At 62.9% G+C, this 19,994-nt stretch carries 19 protein-coding genes and 1 riboswitch; of the genes, 6 read left to right on the top strand and 13 right to left on the bottom strand.

Annotation, left to right across the window (positions count from 1 at the left end):
* Positions 1-159 precede the first annotated feature (159 nt).
* The 3 genes from C0V76_RS15520 to C0V76_RS15510 all read left to right on the top strand — a co-directional run bounded on the left by C0V76_RS15520 (position 160) and on the right by C0V76_RS15510 (position 2,360).
* A complete protein-coding gene (locus tag C0V76_RS15520) occupies positions 160-861 on the top strand; it encodes a pirin family protein (protein ID WP_101943566.1) in 702 nt (233 codons plus the stop codon).
* A 40-nt stretch (positions 862-901) separates the two neighbouring features.
* Positions 902-1,312 carry a DoxX family protein gene (locus C0V76_RS15515; RefSeq protein ID WP_101943564.1) on the top strand — a complete coding sequence of 137 codons (411 nt, stop codon included), beginning with the start codon at positions 902-904 and terminating at the stop codon, positions 1,310-1,312.
* Between the two features lie 103 nt (positions 1,313-1,415).
* On the top strand, positions 1,416-2,360 hold the full coding sequence (locus C0V76_RS15510; protein WP_101943562.1) for a LysR family transcriptional regulator: 945 nt from the start codon (positions 1,416-1,418) through the stop codon (positions 2,358-2,360).
* Between the two features lie 347 nt (positions 2,361-2,707).
* Here the strand turns inward: C0V76_RS15510 and C0V76_RS15505 are convergent, their stop codons facing one another.
* Positions 2,708-4,912 (bottom strand): OsmC domain/YcaO domain-containing protein, encoded by a 2,205-nt coding sequence (locus tag C0V76_RS15505; RefSeq protein WP_101943561.1) that lies wholly within the window; start codon positions 4,910-4,912, stop codon positions 2,708-2,710.
* A gap of 444 nt (positions 4,913-5,356) precedes the next feature.
* Positions 5,357-6,316, bottom strand: coding sequence for a LysR family transcriptional regulator (locus C0V76_RS15500; protein ID WP_216821766.1), 960 nt, complete (start codon positions 6,314-6,316; stop codon positions 5,357-5,359).
* A 129-nt stretch (positions 6,317-6,445) separates the two neighbouring features.
* On the opposite strand from C0V76_RS15500, the gene C0V76_RS15495 reads away from it, so the two are divergent.
* The 3 genes from C0V76_RS15495 to C0V76_RS15485 all read left to right on the top strand — a co-directional run bounded on the left by C0V76_RS15495 (position 6,446) and on the right by C0V76_RS15485 (position 9,710).
* The gene (locus tag C0V76_RS15495; protein WP_101943559.1) at positions 6,446-7,594 is read left to right on the top strand and encodes an iron-containing alcohol dehydrogenase; all 1,149 of its coding nucleotides are present in this window, start codon (positions 6,446-6,448) and stop codon (positions 7,592-7,594) included.
* 237 nt (positions 7,595-7,831) lie between these two features.
* Positions 7,832-8,500: an NAD-dependent epimerase/dehydratase family protein gene (locus tag C0V76_RS15490; protein ID WP_101943558.1), complete on the top strand. Its 669-nt coding sequence runs from the start codon at positions 7,832-7,834 to the stop codon at positions 8,498-8,500.
* 64 nt (positions 8,501-8,564) lie between these two features.
* Positions 8,565-9,710, top strand: a complete 1,146-nt coding sequence (locus C0V76_RS15485; RefSeq protein WP_101943557.1) for an MBL fold metallo-hydrolase — start codon at positions 8,565-8,567, stop codon at positions 9,708-9,710.
* A gap of 69 nt (positions 9,711-9,779) precedes the next feature.
* Here C0V76_RS15485 and C0V76_RS15480 read toward each other — a convergent pair whose 3' ends face one another.
* The 11 genes from C0V76_RS15480 to C0V76_RS15430 are packed head-to-tail and all read right to left on the bottom strand — an operon-like array spanning position 9,780 to position 19,448.
* Entirely contained in the window at positions 9,780-10,166 is a 387-nt protein-coding gene (locus tag C0V76_RS15480; RefSeq protein ID WP_101943555.1) for a ferredoxin, read from the bottom strand.
* Positions 10,163-11,167 carry a precorrin-3B C(17)-methyltransferase gene (gene cobJ / locus C0V76_RS15475; RefSeq protein ID WP_254048265.1) on the bottom strand — a complete coding sequence of 335 codons (1,005 nt, stop codon included), beginning with the start codon at positions 11,165-11,167 and terminating at the stop codon, positions 10,163-10,165. The genes C0V76_RS15480 and cobJ overlap by 4 nt, the downstream gene beginning before the upstream one ends.
* A gap of 2 nt (positions 11,168-11,169) precedes the next feature.
* Positions 11,170-12,264: a 5,6-dimethylbenzimidazole synthase gene (gene bluB, locus C0V76_RS20255; protein ID WP_101943553.1), complete on the bottom strand. Its 1,095-nt coding sequence runs from the start codon at positions 12,262-12,264 to the stop codon at positions 11,170-11,172.
* Positions 12,261-13,022, bottom strand: a complete 762-nt coding sequence (locus tag C0V76_RS15465) for a cobalamin biosynthesis central domain-containing protein (RefSeq protein WP_101943551.1) — start codon at positions 13,020-13,022, stop codon at positions 12,261-12,263. Before C0V76_RS15465 ends, bluB begins: the two co-directional genes overlap by 4 nt.
* Positions 13,019-13,831, bottom strand: a complete 813-nt coding sequence (gene cobI / locus C0V76_RS15460) for a precorrin-2 C(20)-methyltransferase (RefSeq protein ID WP_101943707.1) — start codon at positions 13,829-13,831, stop codon at positions 13,019-13,021. The genes C0V76_RS15465 and cobI overlap by 4 nt, the downstream gene beginning before the upstream one ends.
* The gene (gene cbiE, locus C0V76_RS15455) at positions 13,821-15,164 is read right to left on the bottom strand and encodes a precorrin-6y C5,15-methyltransferase (decarboxylating) subunit CbiE (RefSeq protein ID WP_101943549.1); all 1,344 of its coding nucleotides are present in this window, start codon (positions 15,162-15,164) and stop codon (positions 13,821-13,823) included. The genes cobI and cbiE overlap by 11 nt, the downstream gene beginning before the upstream one ends.
* A gap of 4 nt (positions 15,165-15,168) precedes the next feature.
* The gene (locus C0V76_RS15450) at positions 15,169-16,395 is read right to left on the bottom strand and encodes a cobalt-precorrin-5B (C(1))-methyltransferase (RefSeq protein WP_101943548.1); all 1,227 of its coding nucleotides are present in this window, start codon (positions 16,393-16,395) and stop codon (positions 15,169-15,171) included.
* On the bottom strand, positions 16,392-17,069 hold the full coding sequence (locus tag C0V76_RS15445) for a precorrin-8X methylmutase (RefSeq protein ID WP_101943547.1): 678 nt from the start codon (positions 17,067-17,069) through the stop codon (positions 16,392-16,394). The genes C0V76_RS15450 and C0V76_RS15445 overlap by 4 nt, the downstream gene beginning before the upstream one ends.
* Complete coding sequence (locus tag C0V76_RS15440; RefSeq protein WP_101943546.1) at positions 17,066-17,974, bottom strand: sirohydrochlorin chelatase; 909 nt, start codon at positions 17,972-17,974, stop codon at positions 17,066-17,068. Before C0V76_RS15440 ends, C0V76_RS15445 begins: the two co-directional genes overlap by 4 nt.
* A complete protein-coding gene (gene cobM / locus C0V76_RS15435) occupies positions 17,971-18,780 on the bottom strand; it encodes a precorrin-4 C(11)-methyltransferase (protein ID WP_101943544.1) in 810 nt (269 codons plus the stop codon). The genes C0V76_RS15440 and cobM overlap by 4 nt, the downstream gene beginning before the upstream one ends.
* 2 nt (positions 18,781-18,782) lie before the next feature.
* Complete coding sequence (locus C0V76_RS15430; RefSeq protein ID WP_101943543.1) at positions 18,783-19,448, bottom strand: energy-coupling factor ABC transporter permease; 666 nt, start codon at positions 19,446-19,448, stop codon at positions 18,783-18,785.
* Positions 19,449-19,634: 186 nt separating this feature from the next.
* Positions 19,635-19,892, bottom strand: a riboswitch (cobalamin riboswitch).
* Between the last annotated feature and the right edge of the window lie 102 nt (positions 19,893-19,994).

Raw genomic sequence — 19,994 nt, 5'->3', positions numbered from 1 at the left:
CAAGCTTTCACGAAGCCTAGCGCAAGACGCTGGCGAGCTGCGCGCCGGAAAATCAATCATTCAATTATTCTGAATGATGGCGACAAAATCATTGCATCCAGTCAGAGTACTTGAGGATTAAAGTCACTCCATCGCCACTGCATCACTCAGGAGACAGACATGCTGACCCTTCGCAAATCCCAGGACCGCGGCCACGCCGATCACGGCTGGCTCAAAAGCCAACACTCCTTCTCTTTTGCCGACTACTACGATCCGGCCCACATGGGCTGGGGCAATCTGCTGGTCATCAATGAAGACCGCATCGCCCCCGGCACTGGTTTCGGCACCCACGGCCACCGCGACATGGAAATCATCAGCTATGTGATCTCCGGAGCCCTGGCGCACAAGGACAGCATGGGCAACGGCACGGCCATCCTGCCCGACGAAGTCCAGCGCATGAGCGCCGGCAGCGGCGTGCGCCACAGCGAGTTCAACCATGCCGCCGATGCCACCACGCACTTCCTGCAGATCTGGATCCAGCCCAACGAGAAAGGCATTACCCCCGGCTATGAACAGAAGCATTTCGCCTCCGACGAAAAGCGCGGCCGCCTGCGCCTGATCGCCTCATCGGATGGTGCTGAAGGCTCGGTCACGATTCATGCCGATGCCACGCTAAGGGCAGGCTTTTTCGACGCAGAGGAACGGGCGGAGCTGGCGCTCGACCCCACTCGCAAGGCTTATGTTCATCTGGTCCGCGGTAGCCTCACGGTCAACGGCGTACGCCTGAACGCCGGTGATGCGGCCCGCCTCGAGGCTGAAAGTCTGATCGTCCTGTCCGCAGGCCAGGATGCCGAAGTACTCGTGTTTGATCTGGCCTCCTGAAGGCGTGCCGCTCTCTTCTTCACTCAAAAAGGAAACCATCATGTTCAAGACTCTGCAAAACCCGCTCTCCTTCGCCTCCCGTCTTCTGCTGGCAGCGCTTTTCCTGCCCGCAGGCATCGGCAAGCTCACCGGATTTGCAGGCACCGTCGGCTATATCGCCTCCGTCGGTCTACCGCTGCCAGCCGTGGGCGCAGCGCTCGCCCTGGTCGTCGAAATCGTCGGCAGCCTGGCCCTGATCGCCGGCTTCGGCACCCGCATCGCAGCACTGGTGCTGGCGGCCTTTACCCTGGTGGCCTCGTTCTTCTTTCACGCTTACTGGGCAGTTCCGGCAGACCAGCAACTCGTTGTGCAATTGTTGTTCTTCAAGAACATCGCCGTGGTCGGTGGCCTGCTGAGCGTAGCGGCCTGGGGCGCTGGTGGGTGGAGCCTGGACGCACGCCGCGAAGCCTGATCGGTGCAACAACCAGCCCTCCGGCTTGCCGGAGGGCTTCATCGCTTGCAGCAGCGCACCCCGTAATGGCAGCATTCAAAAAAATTGAGCGTTTGAAAGCCTTATGGCAACTCCTCGTGATGTGCTGACACCCGCATCGCTCCACCTGCTGCAGTTGATTGCCGACACCGGAAGTTTCGCCGCTGCCGCCCGTGCCAGCGACATGGTGCCCAGCGCCCTCACCTATCGGGTCCGCCAGATCGAGGACGCGCTGGATGTGCTGCTGTTTGACCGCAGCTCCCGCCAGGCCCGGCTCACCCCGGCAGGCGCCGAACTGCTGCGTGAAGGCGCAAGCCTCCTGGCCGGCATCGACGCAGTGGCCAATCGCGTCAAACGCGTCGCCACCGGCTGGGAGCCTCAGCTGACCATCGCGGTGGACAGCATCATTGATCGGAGCACGGTGATGGAATTGTGTTCAGGCTTTCTGAGCCTGAATCCTCCTACCCGGCTCAAGCTGCGCGCTGAAACCCTGTCCGGCACGCTGGCCGCACTGAGTTCCGGGCAAGCTGACCTGGCCCTCGGCGTGGTAATGGATCAGCAACCACGCCCCGGCCTGTTACGCGAGTCACTGGGCGTCGTGCGCTTCGTGTTTGCGGTCGCTCCGCACCACCCTCTGGCACAGGCTCCAGAGCCTCTTTCCGACGACATCATCCGCCAGCACCGGGCCGTCGCGATTGCGGACTCCATCCAGCACGGAGACAGCCTGAGCATCGGCCTGCTCACGGGTCAGGATGTCTTCACGGTAGCCGACCTGCCTGCCAAGGTGGACGCGCAGATCCGTGGCCTTGGCGTAGGGTTCCTGCCGACCTGCCTGGCGCAGAACTACATCGACACCGGCCGGCTGGTCGTCAAGCGCGTGGAGCGGGCGGAGCAGCAGATCCAGTCCAGCTACGCCTGGCGCAAGGGTGGCCAGGCAGAACAAGGGCGCGCCTTGCAATGGTGGCTCGAACAACTCCAGGCGCCACTAACGCGGGCCGCGCTGCTCGGGGTACGCAGCAGGCGGGTCTGATCGCCCGCTGCGGGCGTTTTGAGCAAGTCAGATACGCACCAGGGCAAACGCCAGAATTAATAGTGAAGCCGCGCAGTGGCTTCAAAGGCAGTGCCAGCGATCGGGCCATGCGGTTTTACAGTAAGACCATGAACCTAGAGGCTATTCATGGTCTTACTGCGCAGATCGTGCCCCCTCTAAAGCCGGAGCACATCACTTTCTACGAATCCGTACGGCGCATTTCGTCGGAAAGCTGGTGATGAACCTGCTTTTTGCTACAACTGCCCTGCCCTGTCAGAGCGCGAAGCAAGGTCGCCCCCTCGTCCCAAACGGACTTATGCCAGGCGGAAGGCTATGGAGTCTCGATCCTAACCGGGTAAAGCCGCGCTACGAGCTCGCGCCGAGTGCAGCTTCTTGTAGCTGTCGATCAGACGCTGGTGTCGATCAAGGCCTTCCAGCTTCATGCTCGTGGGCGTCAAACCGAAGAAGCGCACGCTGCCGTCCACCGAGCCCAAAGCTGCATTCATACGCGCATCGCCAAACATGCGCCGGAAATTCTGCTCGTAGTCGGCGAGTTCCAGCTCGTCATCCAGAACGACCTCCAGCACCACGTTCAGAGCCTGATAAAACAAGCCGCGCTCGACCGTGTTTTCGTTGTACTGCAGCCAGGCTTCCACCAGCTCTTTCGCTTCGTCGAACTGCTGCAAGGCGAGACGAATCAGCAGCTTCAGCTCCAGAATCGTGAGCTGCCCCCAGTCCGTGTTCTCGTCAAACTCGACGCCGATCAGGGTGATGATGTCGGTGTAATCATCCAGTTCGCTGTCTTCCAGCCGTTCCAGCAGCGCTTCCAGGCTGGCGTCGTCCAGGCGATGCAGGTTCAGGATGTCGGCGCGGAACGCCAGCGCTTTGTTGGTGTTGTCCCAGATCAGGTCCTCGACCGGGTAAATCTCGGAATAGCCCGGCACCAGGATACGGCAGGCCTTGGCGCCGAGCTGGTCGTACACCGCGACATACACCTCCTTGCCCATGTTCTCGAGAATCCCAAAGAGGGTCGTAGCTTCTTCGGCGTTGGAACTTTCACCGTGGCCGGAGAAATCCCACTCGACGAATTCATGATCGGCCTTGGCGCTGAAGAAGAGCCAAGAGACCACGCCGCTGGAATCGATGAAGTGTTCGACGAAGTTGTTAGGCTCGGTCACCGCATTGCTCTCGAAAGTGGGTTTGGGCAGATCGTTCAGGCCCTCAAAGCTGCGGCCCTGTAGCAGCTCAGTGAGGCTGCGCTCCAGCGCCACTTCGAAACTCGGGTGGGCGCCAAAAGATGCGAAGACTCCACCCGTGCGTGGGTTCATCAGGGTGACGCACATCACCGGAAACTCTCCGCCCAGCGAGGCATCCTTCACTAGCACCGGGAAACCCTGCTTCTCCAGTGCTTCGATGCCGGCGACGATGCCGGGGTACTTCGCCAGTACCTCTTGGGGGACATCCGGCAGCGCGATTTCGCCTTCGAGAATTTCGCGCTTCACCGCCCGCTCGAAGATTTCCGATAGGCATTGCACCTGCGCCTCGACCAGCGTATTGCCAGCACTCATGCCATTGCTGAGGAAGAGGTTGTCGATCAGGTTGGTGGGAAAATACACCACCTCACCATCGCTTTGCCTCACATAGGGAAGACAGCAGATGCCACGTTCGGTATTGCCGGAGTTGGTGTCGAAGAGATGCGATGCGCGTAGCTCACCATCGGCGTTGTAAATCGCGAGGCTGTAGTCATCGAGCATGCCTTTTGGCAGCGCATCGCGGCGCCCCGGCTTGAACCAACGCTCTTCCGGGTAATGCACAAAGGCTGCATTGGCGAAGTCTTCGCCCCAGAACTGGTCGTTGTAGAAGTGATTGCAGCTCGCGCGCTCGATGTATTCACCCAGCGCCGAGGCCAGGGCACTCTCCTTGGTCGCGCCCTTGCCATTGGTGAAGCACATCGGCGAGTGCGCATCGCGGATATGCAGTGACCAAACGTTCGGCACCAGATTTCGCCAGGAGGCGATCTCGATTTTGATGCCCAGGCCAGCCAGGAAGGCCGACATGTTGGAGATGGTTTCTTCGAGTGGCAGATCCTTGCCCGGAATAAAAGTACGTGCTTCGGAGTCCGGCTTCAGCGTGAGCAGCGCCTGCGCATCGGCATCCAGATTTTCCACCTCTTCAATCACGAAGTCGGGGCCAGTCTGCACCACCCGTTTCACGGTGCAGCGCTCGATCGAGCGCAGGATGCCCTGGCGATCCTTGGCGGAGATATCCGTCGGCAGCTCGATCTGGATCTTGAAAATCTGTTTGTAGCGGTCTTCCGGATCAACAATGTTGTTATGCGAGAGGCGGATGTTTTCGGTCGGGATATCGCGCGTGTCGCAATACAGCTTCACAAAGTAGGCCGCACAAAGGGCCGATGAGGCCAGAAAATAGTCGAAGGGCCCCGGCGCGGAGCCATCGCCCTTATAGCGGATAGGCTGATCGGCGATAACGGTGAAGTCATCAAACTTGGCCTCAAGGCGAAGCTTGTCGAGAAAATTGACCTTGATTTCCATGTGGGAATCCTGACGTAGCGTTCAAAACGAATTGGCCGCCATTATCGGGGTTTCACTGAAGAAATACCGCGCTTCGCAAGCGTTCAAGCGCAGTCACCGAGCGCTTGCGTGCATAGCACGGTACTGCGGGCCGGTGCAGAGTCGGGTTGTGTTTCCAGCGATCTCACCCGCTGTGCTGACGGGCCCAGTCATGGCTCCATATGTTCATCCCAGTACGGTGGTTTGTCCTGCGCCGAGGCGCGAAAACTATCCGGCGCCTACCGATCGCAAAACAGCCCGCAATGCGTTCGCTATCGCACATACAGGTCTATTCAACAGGACAAGAAACAGATCTCGACACCATGCATTGCGTAAGCCCTGCTGGCTCTCGCTCCTGGCGTGCAGAAGGCCTGAGTGCGGGTCGCTAAGTCAGGAAAACGAACGCCGTGGCCAAGACCGGACAAGTCATGCTCCGGCAGGCCTTGCGCGGCTACTCGCGAGCTCCTCGGCGCTTAGAACAAAGTCCTTGCTGTCGCTAAGCCGGTCAACGGCCAGATCGATGAAGCGCCTCACCCGTGATGGGATTGCAGTACGGCTGCCGTAGTAAACATAGAGGCTGTAGTTGTCCGCCACATGCTCGACCAGCACTGGCACCAGCCTGCCAGCGCGGATGTAGGGGGCTGCAGTCGGCGCAGCAAGCTGGCCAATCACCTCGCCGGCGAGCACGGTCTGCAACTCCAGCATCTCGTCATTGGTACAGAAGACCGGGGCCACCGGCCACTCCTCCAGGCTATCTCCGATCTTGAGATGCCAGGGCACAAGACAACCGTTACCGGGATGACGGAATACGCTGCAGCGATGCTGGTTGAGGGCATGACGGTTTTCCGGCACGCCGTACTTGCGCAAATAGCTGGGGGCGGCGCAGATGACCAGTTGCATCGGAAACAGACGACGGGCGATCAGCCCTTCCTGCGGCGAGGCGCCGATGCGGAAACCCACGTCGACGCGATTTTCCACCCAGTTTCCAATGCGGTCGTCGAGTTGCACGTCCGGCTGAACTTCGGGATAGAGGCGAAGATATTCGTCCATTACCGGGCTGATGACGGGCTGCAGCACCGAGCGCGGGCCAACGATGCGCAATGGCCCGGCAAAGTCTTCGCGCGTCTGGCGCACCGACAACAGCGCCTGCTGCAAGCCGAGCAAGGAGGGCTGTGCTGCTTCAAGAAAGCGCTGGCCCTCCTCCGTCAGCGACATGCTGCGTGTCGTGCGGTGAAACAGGCGTACGCCGAGGTACTGCTCCAATTGCCCCAGCGCCTTGCTGGCGGCCTGTGGCGTGATCTGCTGCGCCTCTGCAGCTTTGCTCAGACTGCCCAGTTCGGCGGTGCGGATGAAGGTGGTGATGGAGCGCAGCTCATTGATCGACATGGCAGCCAGAGGCGTTATTTACATCTTTTGGTTGTAAATCATTCAATCCATATCTGTCTAGTTTGATGTTTGTGCAGAGCCTAAAGTGCAGTCCATCAAGCCAATCCTTCCATCCCTCAGGAACGCCTCATGGACAACTTCACTTTCTACAATCCGACCACCATCGATTTCGGCACCGACAAGGAACAACAGATCGGCCAGCATCTCGGCGCTCACGGCATCAAGAAGGTGCTGCTCACTTACGGCAGCGATCGCATCAAGCGCGATGGCTTGTTCGCCACCGTCACCAAGAGCCTCGCGGCACAGGGCATCGCCTTCGTCGAATTCGGTGGCATCGTCAGCAATCCGGTGATCTCTACGGTGCGCGAGGCGATTGCGCTGGCCCGCACCCATCAGGTCGAGGCCGTGCTCGCCGTGGGCGGCGGTTCGGTGCTGGACAGCTCCAAGGCGATTGCCGCCGGCGTGCTGCATGAGGGCGATGTGTGGGAACTCTTCTCCCGCGAAGCTTCCATCCAGGCTGCACTGCCAATCTTCAGTGTGCTGACCCTGGCCGCCACCGGCAGCGAGATGAACAACGGTGCGGTCGTCACCAACGAGGACACCAAGGAGAAGTTCGCCATCGGCTCGCCGCACACCTTCCCCAAGGTGTCGATCGTCAATCCGGCGCTGATGCAGACCGTGTCGCGCGATTACCTCGTGTATTCGGCGGCCGACATCATCGCCCACTCGATCGAGGGCTACTTCACCGCCAAGGTGCAGCCGCGCTTCCAGTCGCGTCTGGTCGAAGCCGTCATCAACACGGTGATCGAGACCACCGAGATCCTGCTGGCTGATCCAGCTGATTACGATGCCCGCGCCCAGTTTGCCTGGGCCTCCACGCAGGCGCTCAACGGCCTGACCTATGCCGGCACGGCCGGCTTCAGCTACCCGAACCACATGATCGAGCACTCGCTCTCGGCGCTCTTCAACGTGCCGCACGGCGCGGGCCTGTCGGTGATCATGCCGGCCTGGATGAAGTGGTATCACAGCCGCAATCGGGAGCAGTTCCAGCGTTTCGCCAAGGAAATCTTCGGGCTTGAAACGGCGGAGCAAGGCATCGCCGCGCTGGAGAAATGGTTCGACAAGATCGGCACGCCGACCCGTCTGTCGCAACTGGGCATCACCGAGGCCGACCTACCCGCAACGATCGAAAACGTGCTGGGCAATGCCAAATGGTTCGGCATCGCCGAGATCTTCACCCGCGATGTGGTGAGCCGCATTCTCAAGAGCGCCCTGTAAGCCCCCTGGCATCAGACGGTCAGCTCAAGCGACCGTCTGATCTGGTGGTGGTTTTTACCAGCGGTAGGCTGATCAGCCATGAAGCGGCAGACATGGCCCGACGCACTGACACAACACTGGAGGTCAGCGCCTTGCTGGTTTTCGTGGCTTTGCTGGTTTCGGCACGCTATCTATTGACTCGCAGCTCACACCTTCATCTTGCGTAACGAGCAGCTCAAATTTCTTCAGGAGCAGGAAATGACAAACTCAACCCCTTCCCCAGCACGACGCGCGGTCATTGCAGGCGCCTCCGGGCTGGTCGGGCAACACATCCTGCAAGCGCTGCTGGCAGATGAAACGGTGGGCGAAGTGCATGCGCTGGGCCGACGCGGCCTGGCCATCAAACACCCGAAGCTGATTGTGCATCGGGTCGATTTCAAAGCCCTGCCCCCTCTTCCGCCAGTGGACGAGGTCTATCTGGCGCTCGGCACCACAATCGGGGACGCAGGCAGTCAGGCCGCCTTCCGCGCGGTGGATTTCGACGCCAACCTGAGCGTCGCGCACGCCGCACTTGCGGCAGGCGCAAGGCGCATAGCTCTAGTCAGTGCTGCAGGTGCAAATGCCGGCTCCCGCATGTTCTACAACCGCGTGAAAGGCGAGCTCGAAGACGTGCTGGCTGAACTCGATACCGATGCGCTGCTGATCGCCCGCCCTTCGCTGCTGCTGGGTGATCGTGTGGCCCTAGGGCAGAAGCCTCGCCTGGCCGAGAAAGTGACTGCAGCCGCATTCAGGCTGCTCGGACGCGCAATCCCGCTCGGCCTGCGTCCTGTTACGGCGCAGCGCGTTGCCCAGGCGCTGACTTCAAGCCTGCCCTCCGTGCGGGGCAGATCCGTACTGAGCTCCGCGCAGATCCAGACGGGTGCCTGAGATGCCGCACTTCCGCCTCAAGCCTCGTTGGCTACTCATGCCTTTATTACTTGGAACAAGCATCATGGCCTACTCATCGATCTTTGAAGCCGCACCGGACATCCAACGCGAGCGGCCAAGCGCCAGCCAATATGCCAATGGTCAGTTCCACAATCTCGCACAGGAGCGGGGGCTTAATTTCGCCGACAGCCTGAAAGGAGTCTGGCGCTACCTGACGGGAAAATCACCCGATGCGAGCCCCGGCGCTGCACTTGAAGTCGCGCCCCTGACTCCCACTGATCTGCAGCAGGCCCCGGACCAAAGCCTGTGGCGCCTGGGGCATTCCACCGTCCTGCTCAAACTGGAAGGCAAGTTCTGGCTGACGGACCCGGTTTTCGCCGAGCGTGCCTCGCCTTTTTCCTTTGCCGGGCCGAAGCGCTTTCACGCGGCTCCGATTGCCCGCGAAGATCTGCCTCCCATCGAAGCCGTCATCCTTTCGCACGACCACTACGACCATCTTGACCGGGAAAGTATTCTCGCCATCGCAGACAAGGTAGGCATGTTTGTCACGCCCTTGGGCGTTGGCGAACGGCTGATCGGCTGGGGGATTGCGGCCACAAAGATCCAGCAGCTCGACTGGTGGGAAGAAACACAGGTCGGCGCCTTACGCCTGATCGCCACCCCCGCACAGCATTTCTCAGGGCGCAGCCTGAGTGACCGCAACCGCACCCTGTGGGCATCCTGGGTGCTGATCACGCCGCAAAGCCGCGTGTTTTTCAGTGGCGACAGCGGCTACTTCGCCGGCTTCCGGGAGATCGGCGACAGGTTTGGCCCTTTCGATCTCACGCTGATTGAAAACGGAGCCTACAACGAAGCCTGGGCCGATGTGCACATGCAGCCCGAGCAGAGCATTCAGGCACACATTGACTTGAAGGGCCAGCGACTGGTGCCGATTCACAACGGGACATTTGATCTCGCCCTGCACGCCTGGACCGAACCACTGGAGCGCATCACTGCGCTGGCCGAACAAGGCGGCCTAGCCCTGAGCACGCCACGATTCGGCGAGCGGCTGGATATCCACGCCGGCAACAGCACACATGCATGGTGGCACCAGCACGAAGGCGGAACTCGGCACACCGGTGCTGCAACTGCTCAAGGACGCGCAAGAGGCGAACAGCCCTTCAGCCAGACTGGCCCCGCTGGTCTGGCGAGTCTTCGGCATGCAGAATGAGCTCGACGCTCACCGCAATACGCAGCCAGAAGATACGTCCATGGTTCCAGACTGAAGCCAAACTGCCGATTACTCCATGCCCTCACCACCACCGGCAGGCGAGGAGCAAGGGCCTTGGTGGAACACCAGTTCGCTGACGGAGCGGCCACCCGCGAGATGCTCGGCGATGATGCGATCCATGTTTTCCGGCGTGACCTGGTAATACCAGGTGCCATCTGGCTGCACACACATGATCGGCCCGCCTTTGCAGGCCGCAAAGCAGCTGACCCGGCTGCGCTTGACGCGCAGCGGCCCGGAATCGAGCCCGGCAGCCTTGAGTTTCTCGCCCAGGCTGTCGAACAAGGCTTGTGCTGCGCCATCCTGCGCACAGCGCGGGCCGGTACACACCAGCAGGTGGCGTCCATAGTCAGCAATGCGCGGTTTCACCACGGCCATATCCTTCTCCTGGCTACTCATTCGCCGCCCTCCTCTGACACGGCTTCAAGCGCCTCGGGTAGCGGCTCGGCGAGCGTGTCGCGCAGGTATTCGAGTGGCAGGCGATGGCACCTGGCCAGCTCCTCCAGGGCGATTCCGTCTGCCACATCCGCCTGCAGGTTCTGCAGCCAGCCGAGTAGCCCGGTCGACAACGAACGCCCGGCCTTCTCTCCTTCGTGCGTGCTGCCTTCTGCAAGATCGTATTTGTTGGCATAGCCGCGCGGGGTGACCATGCAGCCATGCCGCACGAAGGTACTGCTGTTGCCGATCAGCACCGTGCTGAGCATGCCGATATCAGCCTCGACCATCTGTGCCAGGGTCGTGAACACGATGTTTTCGCGACGCCGATAGGCACTCTTGACGATAGCCACCGGCGTATCGGGGCGGCGATGACGCAGGAACAGGCGCTGCGCCTCGATGATCTGACGTGTGCGCCGGCCGCTGCGGGGGTTGTACAAAGCCACCACGAAATCGGCCGCGGCAGCGGCATCCAGGCGTCGCGCGATGACCGGCCAGGGGGTGAGCAGGTCCGACAGGGAGATGGCGCAGAAATCATGGGTCAGCGGCGCCCCTACCCGGGCGGCGCAGCTGTTGATCGCCGAGGCTCCCGGCACGATCTCGACCTCGATACCCGAGTCCGGCGTCCATCCGGCCTGGAATAACACCTCGTAGGTGGGCCCGGCCATTCCGTAGACGCCGGCGTCTCCCGAGGACACCAGCGCCACTTTCTTGCCAGCGCGCGCCCGCTCCAGCGCCTCGACGGCGCGATCGAGCTCTTCGGTCATGCTCTTGCGGATGACTTCCTTGCCTTCGATCAGATCGGCCACCAGCTTGATATAGGTGACGTATCCAATGATCGTATCGGCCTCGGCGATCGCCGCCCGGGCGCGGCCAGTCATGTGCTCCACGCTGCCAGGGCCGATGCCCACCAGCATGATCTTGCCGGCGCCGGTGGCGCCCTCGGTTTGAATTGCGGACTGCATCACTACTCCTGCTTCAAGGGCCCGGCAGATGCACAGGCATCTGCCGCGGAATCTTCGGAAAATGCCCAGCGGTTCTCGCCGAATAATGCGGCGGGTGCGCGTGGCTGGCGCCAGTCGGCGAGGCTCAGCATCGGTGCCGGATAAAAGCTCGCCACCGGGCCGATGCACAGCAGGCCCAGAGCCTGGGTGCCCGGCGGCAACTGCAACAACACGGCCAGCTCCGCCGGCTCGAACAGCGACACCCAGCCCAAGCCCAGGTTCTCGGCGCGGGCGGCGAGCCACAGGTTCTGCACCGCCGCGCCAACCGAACACCAGGCCATTTCCTGCGGCATCGTGCGGCGGCCGAACACGGTGCCGTCATCCGGGGCCAGCAGCACTACCCACAGCTCGGCGCACTCGCGCACACCCTCCACCTTGAGCGCGCGGAAGGCCTCTTCGCGTGATCCCAAGGCCTGTGCCGTACGCTCGCACTCTGCGCTCACGCAGTCGGCCAGGCGTGCGCGCAGCCCGGTATCGCTGATGCGCAGCACGCGCCAGGGCTGCATCAGGCCAACCGAGGGCGCCTGCATCAAGGCTGCGGCCAGGCGCTCGCGGGTTGCCGCATCGATGCTGCAGCCGCTCTGGAAATGACGCATGTCGCGCCGCGCGGCCAGCAGCGCATGTGTCGACTGGCGGGCCTGCTGATCGAACAGAATGCGCTCGGCATCTACAGCGGCCACCGAGACCGTGGCGTTCCGCCCGTCCGCCCCCTTTACGCGATGCTTTTCGACCCGCAGGGCCCGCGCATCGGTAGCCTGCGCCGCGAGCAAGGCCGCCGCTTCGCTCACCGAGGGGGTGCCGGTGTAATGCCGCACCGTTTCCGAAGGATTGGGCACCGCCACTTCGGCCAGCAGCGCCGGCGGATAGAAGCACAAGGGCCAGCCACGCGCCTGTGCCAAAGCCAGCAGCCCGGCTTCGTCAGCCTTGAGCGTGATGCTGGCCAGTGCCACGACTTCGCTGGCCACGGCGCCGGCCATCTCAAGGGCCTCATCCACTGCACGCTCAAGCGTTGCCTGCGGCGTGCCGCGATCACAGCCCAGACCAATAGCGATTTTCATGCGCCCCCCAGCGGCGGACGATAGACCACCAGGCGCTCGCGGAGGACTTCCCACTGCGCGGGCGCGATCTCGGCATGAGTCACCCACAGCACGGCGGCATAACGTTCCAGCGGCACCTCGTCAAAACGCGCATACAGATGGATGTTGGGCGGCAACGGCGTGGGCCGGGTCCACCAGTGTGGGGAGCCTGCCTCCTGCACGAAGGCCACCGCTTCTTCGTTGACTACCGCGGCGGACACCCGGGTGATATTGATTTTCGGCGCCTCAACGCGCCAGCCGAGCTCGCGACCGAGGATGTCGACCGGAATGGTCTTGCCCACGTCGGAAGCGGTGGTCAGCACCGGCGCTGCGCCCAGCAAAGCGGCGAGGGTCTCGGCCATTGCGTTGGCGCCGCCCACATGGCCCGAGAGCACCGGAATCACAAACTGGCCAGCGTCATCGATCACCAGCACGCCAGGGTCTTCATCCTTGTTCTTGAGGTGCGGGGCGATCAGGCGCACCACCGCGCCGAGCGAAACAAAGAAAACGATCTGGTCGTAAGCCGCAAACAGCGCTGCGATTTCGTCGCGAAACGCACCGGTGTAGGTGTGCACGCGATTCGGCAAACCTTCCAGTGCTTCACCGAATTTTGCTGCCACGCACAGCTCGGCCAGCGGCAGGGCTGCGGCCAGCCCGGCAGCCTGCGCCGCACCATGGCGGGTGATCGCCACCAGCACCAGCCGCGGCAATACCGGTGACACGGAATCCGTCGTGCTCATGCCGGCTCCGCAGCGGCTTGCGCCTGGCTCGTATTTTTCTTCAGGCAGCCCCGGATCCGCTCGCCACGAATCCGGTGCGGGCTATGCACCAGCATCAGCGACAGATAGCTGACCGTGCTGCCACGCAAAGCAAGCATCTCCTCACCACGCAGGATGCGTTCGTCGGGCGCGCCGCAACGTTCGATAAGGCTGGCACCCGCGAGCAGCTCACGCGCCTCCAGCCAGTCGAGGAGATCTTCGATCAAGGGTTTGACCTTGAGCAGCACCAGCGAATCGAAATCCTCCAGCAGGCGGTCGATCGCGCTCACGCCATAGGCCGCGGGCACGATGGCCACCGTATCGTCCTGCTCGCACAAGGGGCGGGCCAGTGCCGCACTGGCGGCGCTGAAGGAATTCACGCCCGCCACCACCTCCACCGCCAGACCGTCCTCGCGCGCCCGCAAACTGCGCACCAGATGGCCGAAGGTCGCATAGGTACTGGCGTCCCCCTCCACCAGGAACATCACATCCTGCCCGGCCTGCAGACGTGGCAGCACGTAGTCAGCCGCACGTTCCCAGCTGCGCACCAGCTTCTCGGCATCATGCGTCATCGGAAACAGCAGTGCCTGATGCTCAGCCGGCGGCAGCAGGCCAGCTCGCCCAACAATGTCGTAAGCATAGCTGGGCGACTTGCTGCTGCGCGTGGGATAGACCCATAGCGCATCGCGCCGCTCCAGCAACTGCCAGGCACGCCGCGTGATCAGGCCAGGATCGCCCGGGCCCAGGCTGAGCCCGTACAGCGTGCCCATGCGTGAAGCTTCATTCACCATCCATCATTTCCTTGTTCATTTGCGCATTGCCCTGCCGGGCGCACACGATCCACACCGGGTTTTCTGCCGCCATCCGGTGCATGGCGAGAATCGGCTTGCTGCGGGCAGCCTGCAGTTGCAGTACATCCCACTGCGCACCAGCCTCTTCGAGTGCAGCGGTTGCCGTGGCAAGGTTTTCCAGGGTCACGAAATTCATCACCAGCCAGCCCTCGGTGCGCAAACGCTTCAGGCAAAGCTTGATCAATCCGGCCAGCTCACCCCCGGAGCCACCAATAAAGACCGCATCCGGATCCGGCCACAAATCAAGCCCCTCCGGCGCCTTGCCATGAACGAGGGTGTGATTGCTCAAGCCGAAAGCCGCGCGGTTTCGCCCGGCAATCGCGAAATCATCGGCATTTTTTTCGATTGCCCAGACGTGGCCTTGCGGACACAAACGCGCCGCCTCGAGCCCCACCGAGCCGCTGCCCGCGCCGATATCCCAGACGCGACTATCTGCACGCAGCTGCATCCGCGCGAGGGACACGGCCCGCACCTCCTGCTTGGTGATCAGGCCCTTCTCCGGCTGGCGCTGGGCATAGGTGGCATCCATCAAGCCGAAACGCACCGGCTGGCGACGCTCGCGCACCCGCCACAGCAGCAGCACATTGGGGTCGGCAAACTGCATGCTGGCTGCATCGGCCGGGCGCAGATCCGCCAGCACCCGCTCGCCGGCCTGATTCAGGCGCTCGGCCACGGCCAACTCGAAATCCTCTGCCAGCCCCTCCGCCATCAGCAGCCGGGCAACCCGGTCCGGCGTATTGGCCGGGCTGGTCAGCACCAGCAGCCGGTCATGTCGACGCAAGGCCTGCGCCAGTTCATACAAACCATGCCCGGGCGCTGCGCCGCACTGCCATTCGCCGGCATCCCGGGCATGGATGGATACGATGCGCGCATCGGCCCAGGGCAGACCGACACGTGCGCAGGCCAGCTGCAGGGTGGATACATTGGGCAGCACCTCGATGGCCTGCAGACACAGCTGCGCCGCCAGGTAAGCCGCGATGCCGTGACACAGCGGATCCCCGGTGGCGAGCAGGACCACCGCCTGATTCGCCTCGCGTGCCAAGCGGATGCGCTCCACAAGCTCGGGCAAGGCGCCCAGCACATGGCGCTCGGCATCGGGCGCGATTTCGTCCTCGAACAAGCCCAGGGTTCGCGGTGCGCCAATCACCAGCTGCGCTGCGCGCAGGTGGGCCAGTGCGGGAGACGCCAGGCTGGCCGCGCCATCATCCAGCACACCGATCACGCGGCACGGCATGGGATCGCGCGCCACGGTATTACACAACACATCATTCATGGTTTCAGTCCTGCTCCTCGTCATCGGCCACTACTGGCTGCAGCGGCAGATTGGCCCGCTGCGGATCGGCGGCGGCGGAGTGCGCTGCGCAGATTTTCTGGCCATCGAAATCACACACCAGTACCTGCAGCGCGAAGCGGCCGGCGTAGCGCCCCACCTGGGGGTCACACAAGGTATGCACGGTGCGTTCGGCCAGCGCCTGGTGAAAGGCAAGATGCAACCCGCGCTCGGCCATGCGCTCGGCCGCAAAACGCGCGGTCGGATTGGCTTCGATCTCCGTGCAATCCTCGGCACTGGCGCCAATCCCGGCGGCCAGCTCGGCCAGCAGGCGGGTGTCCACCTCGGCCCGGTTGGCATGGGTGATGGTTTCACCCTGGGCGATCTTGGTCAGCTTGCCGACCATGGCGGCGATCACCACCTGGCGGATGCCGCGCATAGCGGCTTCGTCCAGCGCATAGCGCAGGAAGTCCCCCATCTGCACAAAGGCACCCGGCGCTAGATCGGCGTATTCACGCATCGCGAACTGCTCGGTGCGCCCGCCAGTCGTCAGCACCACAATCGAACGCGCGTTTCGCTGGCCGAGGCTGGCCGCCAGTTGCACGCCCTGAACCACGCTCGCGCGCCAGGCTGCAGTGCTGTAAGGCTTGACGATGCCGGTGGTACCGAGAATCGAGATGCCGCCGAGAATGCCCAGACGCGCGTTGTGTGTCTTGCGCGCCATCTCTTCGCCGCCAGGCACCGAGATGATCACGCGCAACCCGTCCTGTGCCAGCAGGCTGCCCGCCACCTCCCGCAGATTGGCCTCGATATTGGCGCGCGGCTTGGGGTTGATCGCGGCTTCCCCCACCGGCAGCCCCAGCCCGGGCAGGCTCACCACACCCACCCCTGCTCCACCGGTAATCTCGATCCAGCCGGCACGCCCGGGCAGGCGCTGCAGCTCGGCCGTGAGCCGGGCGCCATCGGTACAGTCCGGGTCATCGCCTGCAAACTTCACGACGACCGCCCGCGCCATCATGACGTGGCCATCCTCACCGGGCGGCTGGCAGTAAGGTTCGCAAACGGCAAACTCCACGCGCTGCGCATTCGGCAATTGCGACTCGATGCGCGCGGGGATCACCCCCAGCATCAGCCCATGAACCGCTGCCCGCGCCGCTGCGGCAGAGCAGGCACCTGTCGTGAAACCGGTACGCGTGCCGCGCGGTTTGGGCGAGGCGCCCGTGGCATCACTCATGCGGGCGCTTTCTGCCTGGCCTCGGCTAGGGCCAGCAAGGCATGCAGTGCCGCCACCACCAGTGTGGAGCCGCCTTTGCGGCCCCGGATCACGATCCACGGCACGGCATCGATTTCCGCCATCAAGGCCTTGGACTCTGCGGCGGCCACAAAGCCCACCGGCATGCCGATGACCAGCGCGGGACGCACGCCTTCTTCGCGGATCAGGCGCACCAACTCGATCAGCGCCGTGGGCGCATTACCGATGCCGACAATGGCCCCCTCCAGCAAACCCAGGCGCTGCGCCTTGCGCATGGCCTGCACGGCCCGCGTCGTATCCGCCAACTGGGCAGCGGCGATCACATCCGGATCGCTGATGAAGTGATGCGCCTGAATGCCAAAGTGCGCGAGACGCGGCCGCGAGAGGCCAGAGCAGATCATCTCGACATCCGCCACCATCGCTGCACCACTGCCCAACATTGCAACGATGCCGGCCTCCACCGCCTGCGGATGGAAAGCCGTCAGGCCGTTGAACTCGAAATCGGCATTGGCGTGAATCATGCGGCGCACGATGGGCCACTGCTCGGCGCTGTAGGCATGCGTGCCGACCTCCGCATCGATGATCGCGAAGCTATCGTGCTCGATGAGCTGACCAGCACGCGTGAGCTGCTCGGTGACGGTATTCACACTGCTCATCCGGCGTGCTCCGCATGCAGTGGCTGCGCGCCAGGGGGCACGAAACTCAGCGGCTGCTGCGCATGGGTATGCTCATGTGAGTGACCATGCCCCATGTCATGCGCCAACTCACGATAGCTGCAGCCATCGCAAGGCAAAGTGCTCTCGGCGCGCCCCGCCTTGAGATCTTCCACCCGCTGCTCAAGCAGGGCAAAGATCTCGGGCTCGAAACCGAAATGCTCGCCACAGGCAAACCGGATCTGCGGATACTGGCTGCGCAGATGCGCCACCTGGCGATGGATGCGCTGCATCAGCGTGCCGGTGTAGAGGTAATAAGGCAGCACCACGATCTGGGTCATGCCCAGCAAGGCCTGACGCTGCACCACCCGCTCCAGGCGGGGCCAGGTGATGCCGGTGAAAGCCAGATCCACCAGCTCGTGATCGCCTTCCTCCTGCAACCAGCGCGCCATCTTGGCCATGTCGCCATTGGCGGCGCGATCCGACGAGCCACGGCCGAGCAGGATGATGCCGGTGGTGGTCGGGTCCGGCACGTCCAGCTGCTGCATGCCAGCGCGCAGACGATTCTTGAGGATATCCAGGATCGGATCGCAAGCGCTCAGATGGGGGCCATACAGGAATTCGACCCCCGGGTAATGTTCGCGTGCATGCTCGATGGCTTCCGGGATTTCCATCTTCACATGCCCGGCTGCATTGAGGATCAGCGGCAGCACGAAGACGCGCCCGCTCTGTGCAGCCGCCGCGAGCAAGCCATCATGCAGCGATGGCGGAGCGAACTCGATGAAGCAGACCTCGATCCGCCATGCCGGCTGGCGGCTGCGCCACTGCGTAACGAAATCGCGGATTTCGGCGTTGCCGGATTCCTCGCGCGAGCCGTGGCCGACGAGGAGGATAGTCGTGGTGTTCATGCGCTGGCCTTTCTGAATCGATGGGTAAAGCGCGGGTCGTAAAGCTTGGAGCGTGCGAGTTCGGGCCATTCGCGTGCGCCCAGGGTGGGGCTTGCGATCACCATGGCCTGGCTCACGATGTGCGCTTCACGACACTGTTGTTTGATGGTGGCGAGCGTGCCGCGCAGGATGATTTCCTCACCCGGCCAGCTCGCCTTGTGCACAACGAGAATCGGCGCATCCTCCGCCCAGCCCGCTGCGCGCAAGCCCGCTTCGAGCTTGTGCATCAGGGTGATGGACAGGAAGATGCACAGCGTGCAGCGATGCGCCGCCAGCGCCGCAAGATCTTCACCGGGAGGCATCGGGGTGCGGCCTTCGATGCGCGTAAAAATGGTCGTCTGGGTGATCTCCGGCAGCGTAAAGCTTTCCACCGCCGCCGCCGCCGAGGCCATTGCCGACGAAACACCGGGCACCACGCCCACCGGAATGCCCAACGCATCCAGTGGCCGCACCATCTCGATCAGCGTGCCGTAGAGCGCCGGATCTCCGGTCTGCAGACGCACGACTACAGGATGGCGTGAGCTCTGTTCGACGAGCCACTCGGACATCTGCTCCAGCGTCATGTCCTTGCTGTCGGTGATCACACACGCGGATGGCGCCCAGCGCGTAGCGGCCTCGCTGACCAGAGAGCCGGCGAACAGGATCGCGCCGGCCGCTTCGATCAGGCCACGGCCCTTGACCGTGATGAGCTCAGGATCGCCCGGGCCGGCACCGACGAACCAGACCGTGCCGGACTGGCCGGCAGGCGTCTTTGCGACAACGGACATCGTCAGGCCGCGCTGCGCTGAACCAGCTTCTCATCCAGGCACAGACGCGCCCAGGCCGGCGTGTCCGTCTGCCCGGAAGCTCGCGTCAGCAGGCTGACAATGCCCCAGGTAAAGACCGGCTCCAAGAGCACCAGCGTCACATAGCTCGCAGCGAAGTGAGCCCACTCCACGAGTGGCGTCGCCACCAATCCCTGGCTGAGCCAGAAACCCACCATCAAGGTGACGCCTGAGTAATAGAAACCATCCAGCTTGAGCAGGGACGCGATCTCGCCATTACGGGCTGCCTCAGTCAGGCGGCGGCCTACGCTGAAGTGCGCTGCCAGCAGCGGCAGCATCAGTGAGAGCGCATTGACGCCCAGATGCAGCAGATCCTGCGGTTCGAATATCAGCCCCTGCGCCAGCAGCCCCAGGGCGAAGCCGAATAGCGTTGGCAGGAAACCGAACAACAGGTAGATCGGCATGGCGCCAACAAAATGCAGTTCAGACGGTCCCACCGGCAGGTGATACATCTGCATGAACAGCGAGAAAAAACCTGCTGCCAGCAGGGTGCGCAGCCACAGCGCCGGGCGCAGCAGCAGGCCCGGCAACTGGCTGACCAGTAGCGCGCTGGCGACGACATTGGCGCCGAGAATTGTGGAAGCGGCCAGTTGGCCCGGTTCGATATGCATTGCGACTCTCCTTTGCGCCCCCACCGGGCGCTGCGTAGTGGATGAAACGACGCAGGCCGGAACGGCCAGGAGAGAAAGAAGGGATGAACATCATGAGCTGCAGCCCGTGGTGAGGGACACCGGATGGGCACAGGCAGGGACGCAATGAGGCCCCTCATGACATGCACCCCATCGCCCACCGCAACGGCCTGCGTCAATGCATCAGGCAGGTCTCCGGGCTTGCGAGTGGTGGCCTCAAGGCACACCGGAATGAACCGCCTTCCCATACCCGACTGGATACAGTGGCCAGATCAGCAGCAGCGTGCTGACCGGTTCATTCTTGACTCGCTTACCGTTGCGGGGGCAGCGCCGGAATTGTCGCAACCCGAAGGCTGCACGCACCGGCTTCCCATTTCACCTGCACGTGCATGACACAGAGCAGGAACCTGAAGCTGCGATAAGTGTAACGACAAAGCGCTGCTTTCTGAAAGCGCCCGATGTTGTAGAGGATCTCTCGACCCTGGCGATCGCCTCAGAAAAGAATGTTTCCACGCCTGGAGACAATTT

The sequence above is a fragment of the Uliginosibacterium sp. TH139 genome (assembly GCF_002855595.1).
Taxonomy (GTDB): Bacteria; Pseudomonadota; Gammaproteobacteria; order Burkholderiales; family Rhodocyclaceae; genus Uliginosibacterium; species Uliginosibacterium aquaticum.
The sequence above is the reverse complement of the archived record's forward strand: the minus strand, read 5'-3'. Positions and strand labels throughout refer to the sequence as shown.

What these genes read in the sequence shown, in the direction of transcription:
- C0V76_RS15520 (WP_101943566.1), top strand. Translation starts at nt 160, where the DNA reads ATGCTGACCCTTCGCAAATCCCAGGACCGCGGCCACGCCGATCACGGC.
- C0V76_RS15515 (WP_101943564.1), top strand. Translation starts at nt 902, where the DNA reads ATGTTCAAGACTCTGCAAAACCCGCTCTCCTTCGCCTCCCGTCTTCTG.
- C0V76_RS15510 (WP_101943562.1), top strand. Translation starts at nt 1,416, where the DNA reads ATGGCAACTCCTCGTGATGTGCTGACACCCGCATCGCTCCACCTGCTG.
- C0V76_RS15505 (WP_101943561.1), bottom strand. Translation starts at nt 4,912, where the DNA reads ATGGAAATCAAGGTCAATTTTCTCGACAAGCTTCGCCTTGAGGCCAAG.
- C0V76_RS15500 (WP_216821766.1), bottom strand. Translation starts at nt 6,316, where the DNA reads ATGTCGATCAATGAGCTGCGCTCCATCACCACCTTCATCCGCACCGCC.
- C0V76_RS15495 (WP_101943559.1), top strand. Translation starts at nt 6,446, where the DNA reads ATGGACAACTTCACTTTCTACAATCCGACCACCATCGATTTCGGCACC.
- C0V76_RS15490 (WP_101943558.1), top strand. Translation starts at nt 7,832, where the DNA reads ATGACAAACTCAACCCCTTCCCCAGCACGACGCGCGGTCATTGCAGGC.
- C0V76_RS15485 (WP_101943557.1), top strand. Translation starts at nt 8,565, where the DNA reads ATGGCCTACTCATCGATCTTTGAAGCCGCACCGGACATCCAACGCGAG.
- C0V76_RS15480 (WP_101943555.1), bottom strand. Translation starts at nt 10,166, where the DNA reads ATGAGTAGCCAGGAGAAGGATATGGCCGTGGTGAAACCGCGCATTGCT.
- cobJ (WP_254048265.1), bottom strand. Translation starts at nt 11,167, where the DNA reads ATGCAGTCCGCAATTCAAACCGAGGGCGCCACCGGCGCCGGCAAGATC.
- bluB (WP_101943553.1), bottom strand. Translation starts at nt 12,264, where the DNA reads ATGAAAATCGCTATTGGTCTGGGCTGTGATCGCGGCACGCCGCAGGCA.
- C0V76_RS15465 (WP_101943551.1), bottom strand. Translation starts at nt 13,022, where the DNA reads ATGAGCACGACGGATTCCGTGTCACCGGTATTGCCGCGGCTGGTGCTG.
- cobI (WP_101943707.1), bottom strand. Translation starts at nt 13,831, where the DNA reads ATGGTGAATGAAGCTTCACGCATGGGCACGCTGTACGGGCTCAGCCTG.
- cbiE (WP_101943549.1), bottom strand. Translation starts at nt 15,164, where the DNA reads ATGAATGATGTGTTGTGTAATACCGTGGCGCGCGATCCCATGCCGTGC.
- C0V76_RS15450 (WP_101943548.1), bottom strand. Translation starts at nt 16,395, where the DNA reads ATGAGTGATGCCACGGGCGCCTCGCCCAAACCGCGCGGCACGCGTACC.
- C0V76_RS15445 (WP_101943547.1), bottom strand. Translation starts at nt 17,069, where the DNA reads ATGAGCAGTGTGAATACCGTCACCGAGCAGCTCACGCGTGCTGGTCAG.
- C0V76_RS15440 (WP_101943546.1), bottom strand. Translation starts at nt 17,974, where the DNA reads ATGAACACCACGACTATCCTCCTCGTCGGCCACGGCTCGCGCGAGGAA.
- cobM (WP_101943544.1), bottom strand. Translation starts at nt 18,780, where the DNA reads ATGTCCGTTGTCGCAAAGACGCCTGCCGGCCAGTCCGGCACGGTCTGG.
- C0V76_RS15430 (WP_101943543.1), bottom strand. Translation starts at nt 19,448, where the DNA reads ATGCATATCGAACCGGGCCAACTGGCCGCTTCCACAATTCTCGGCGCC.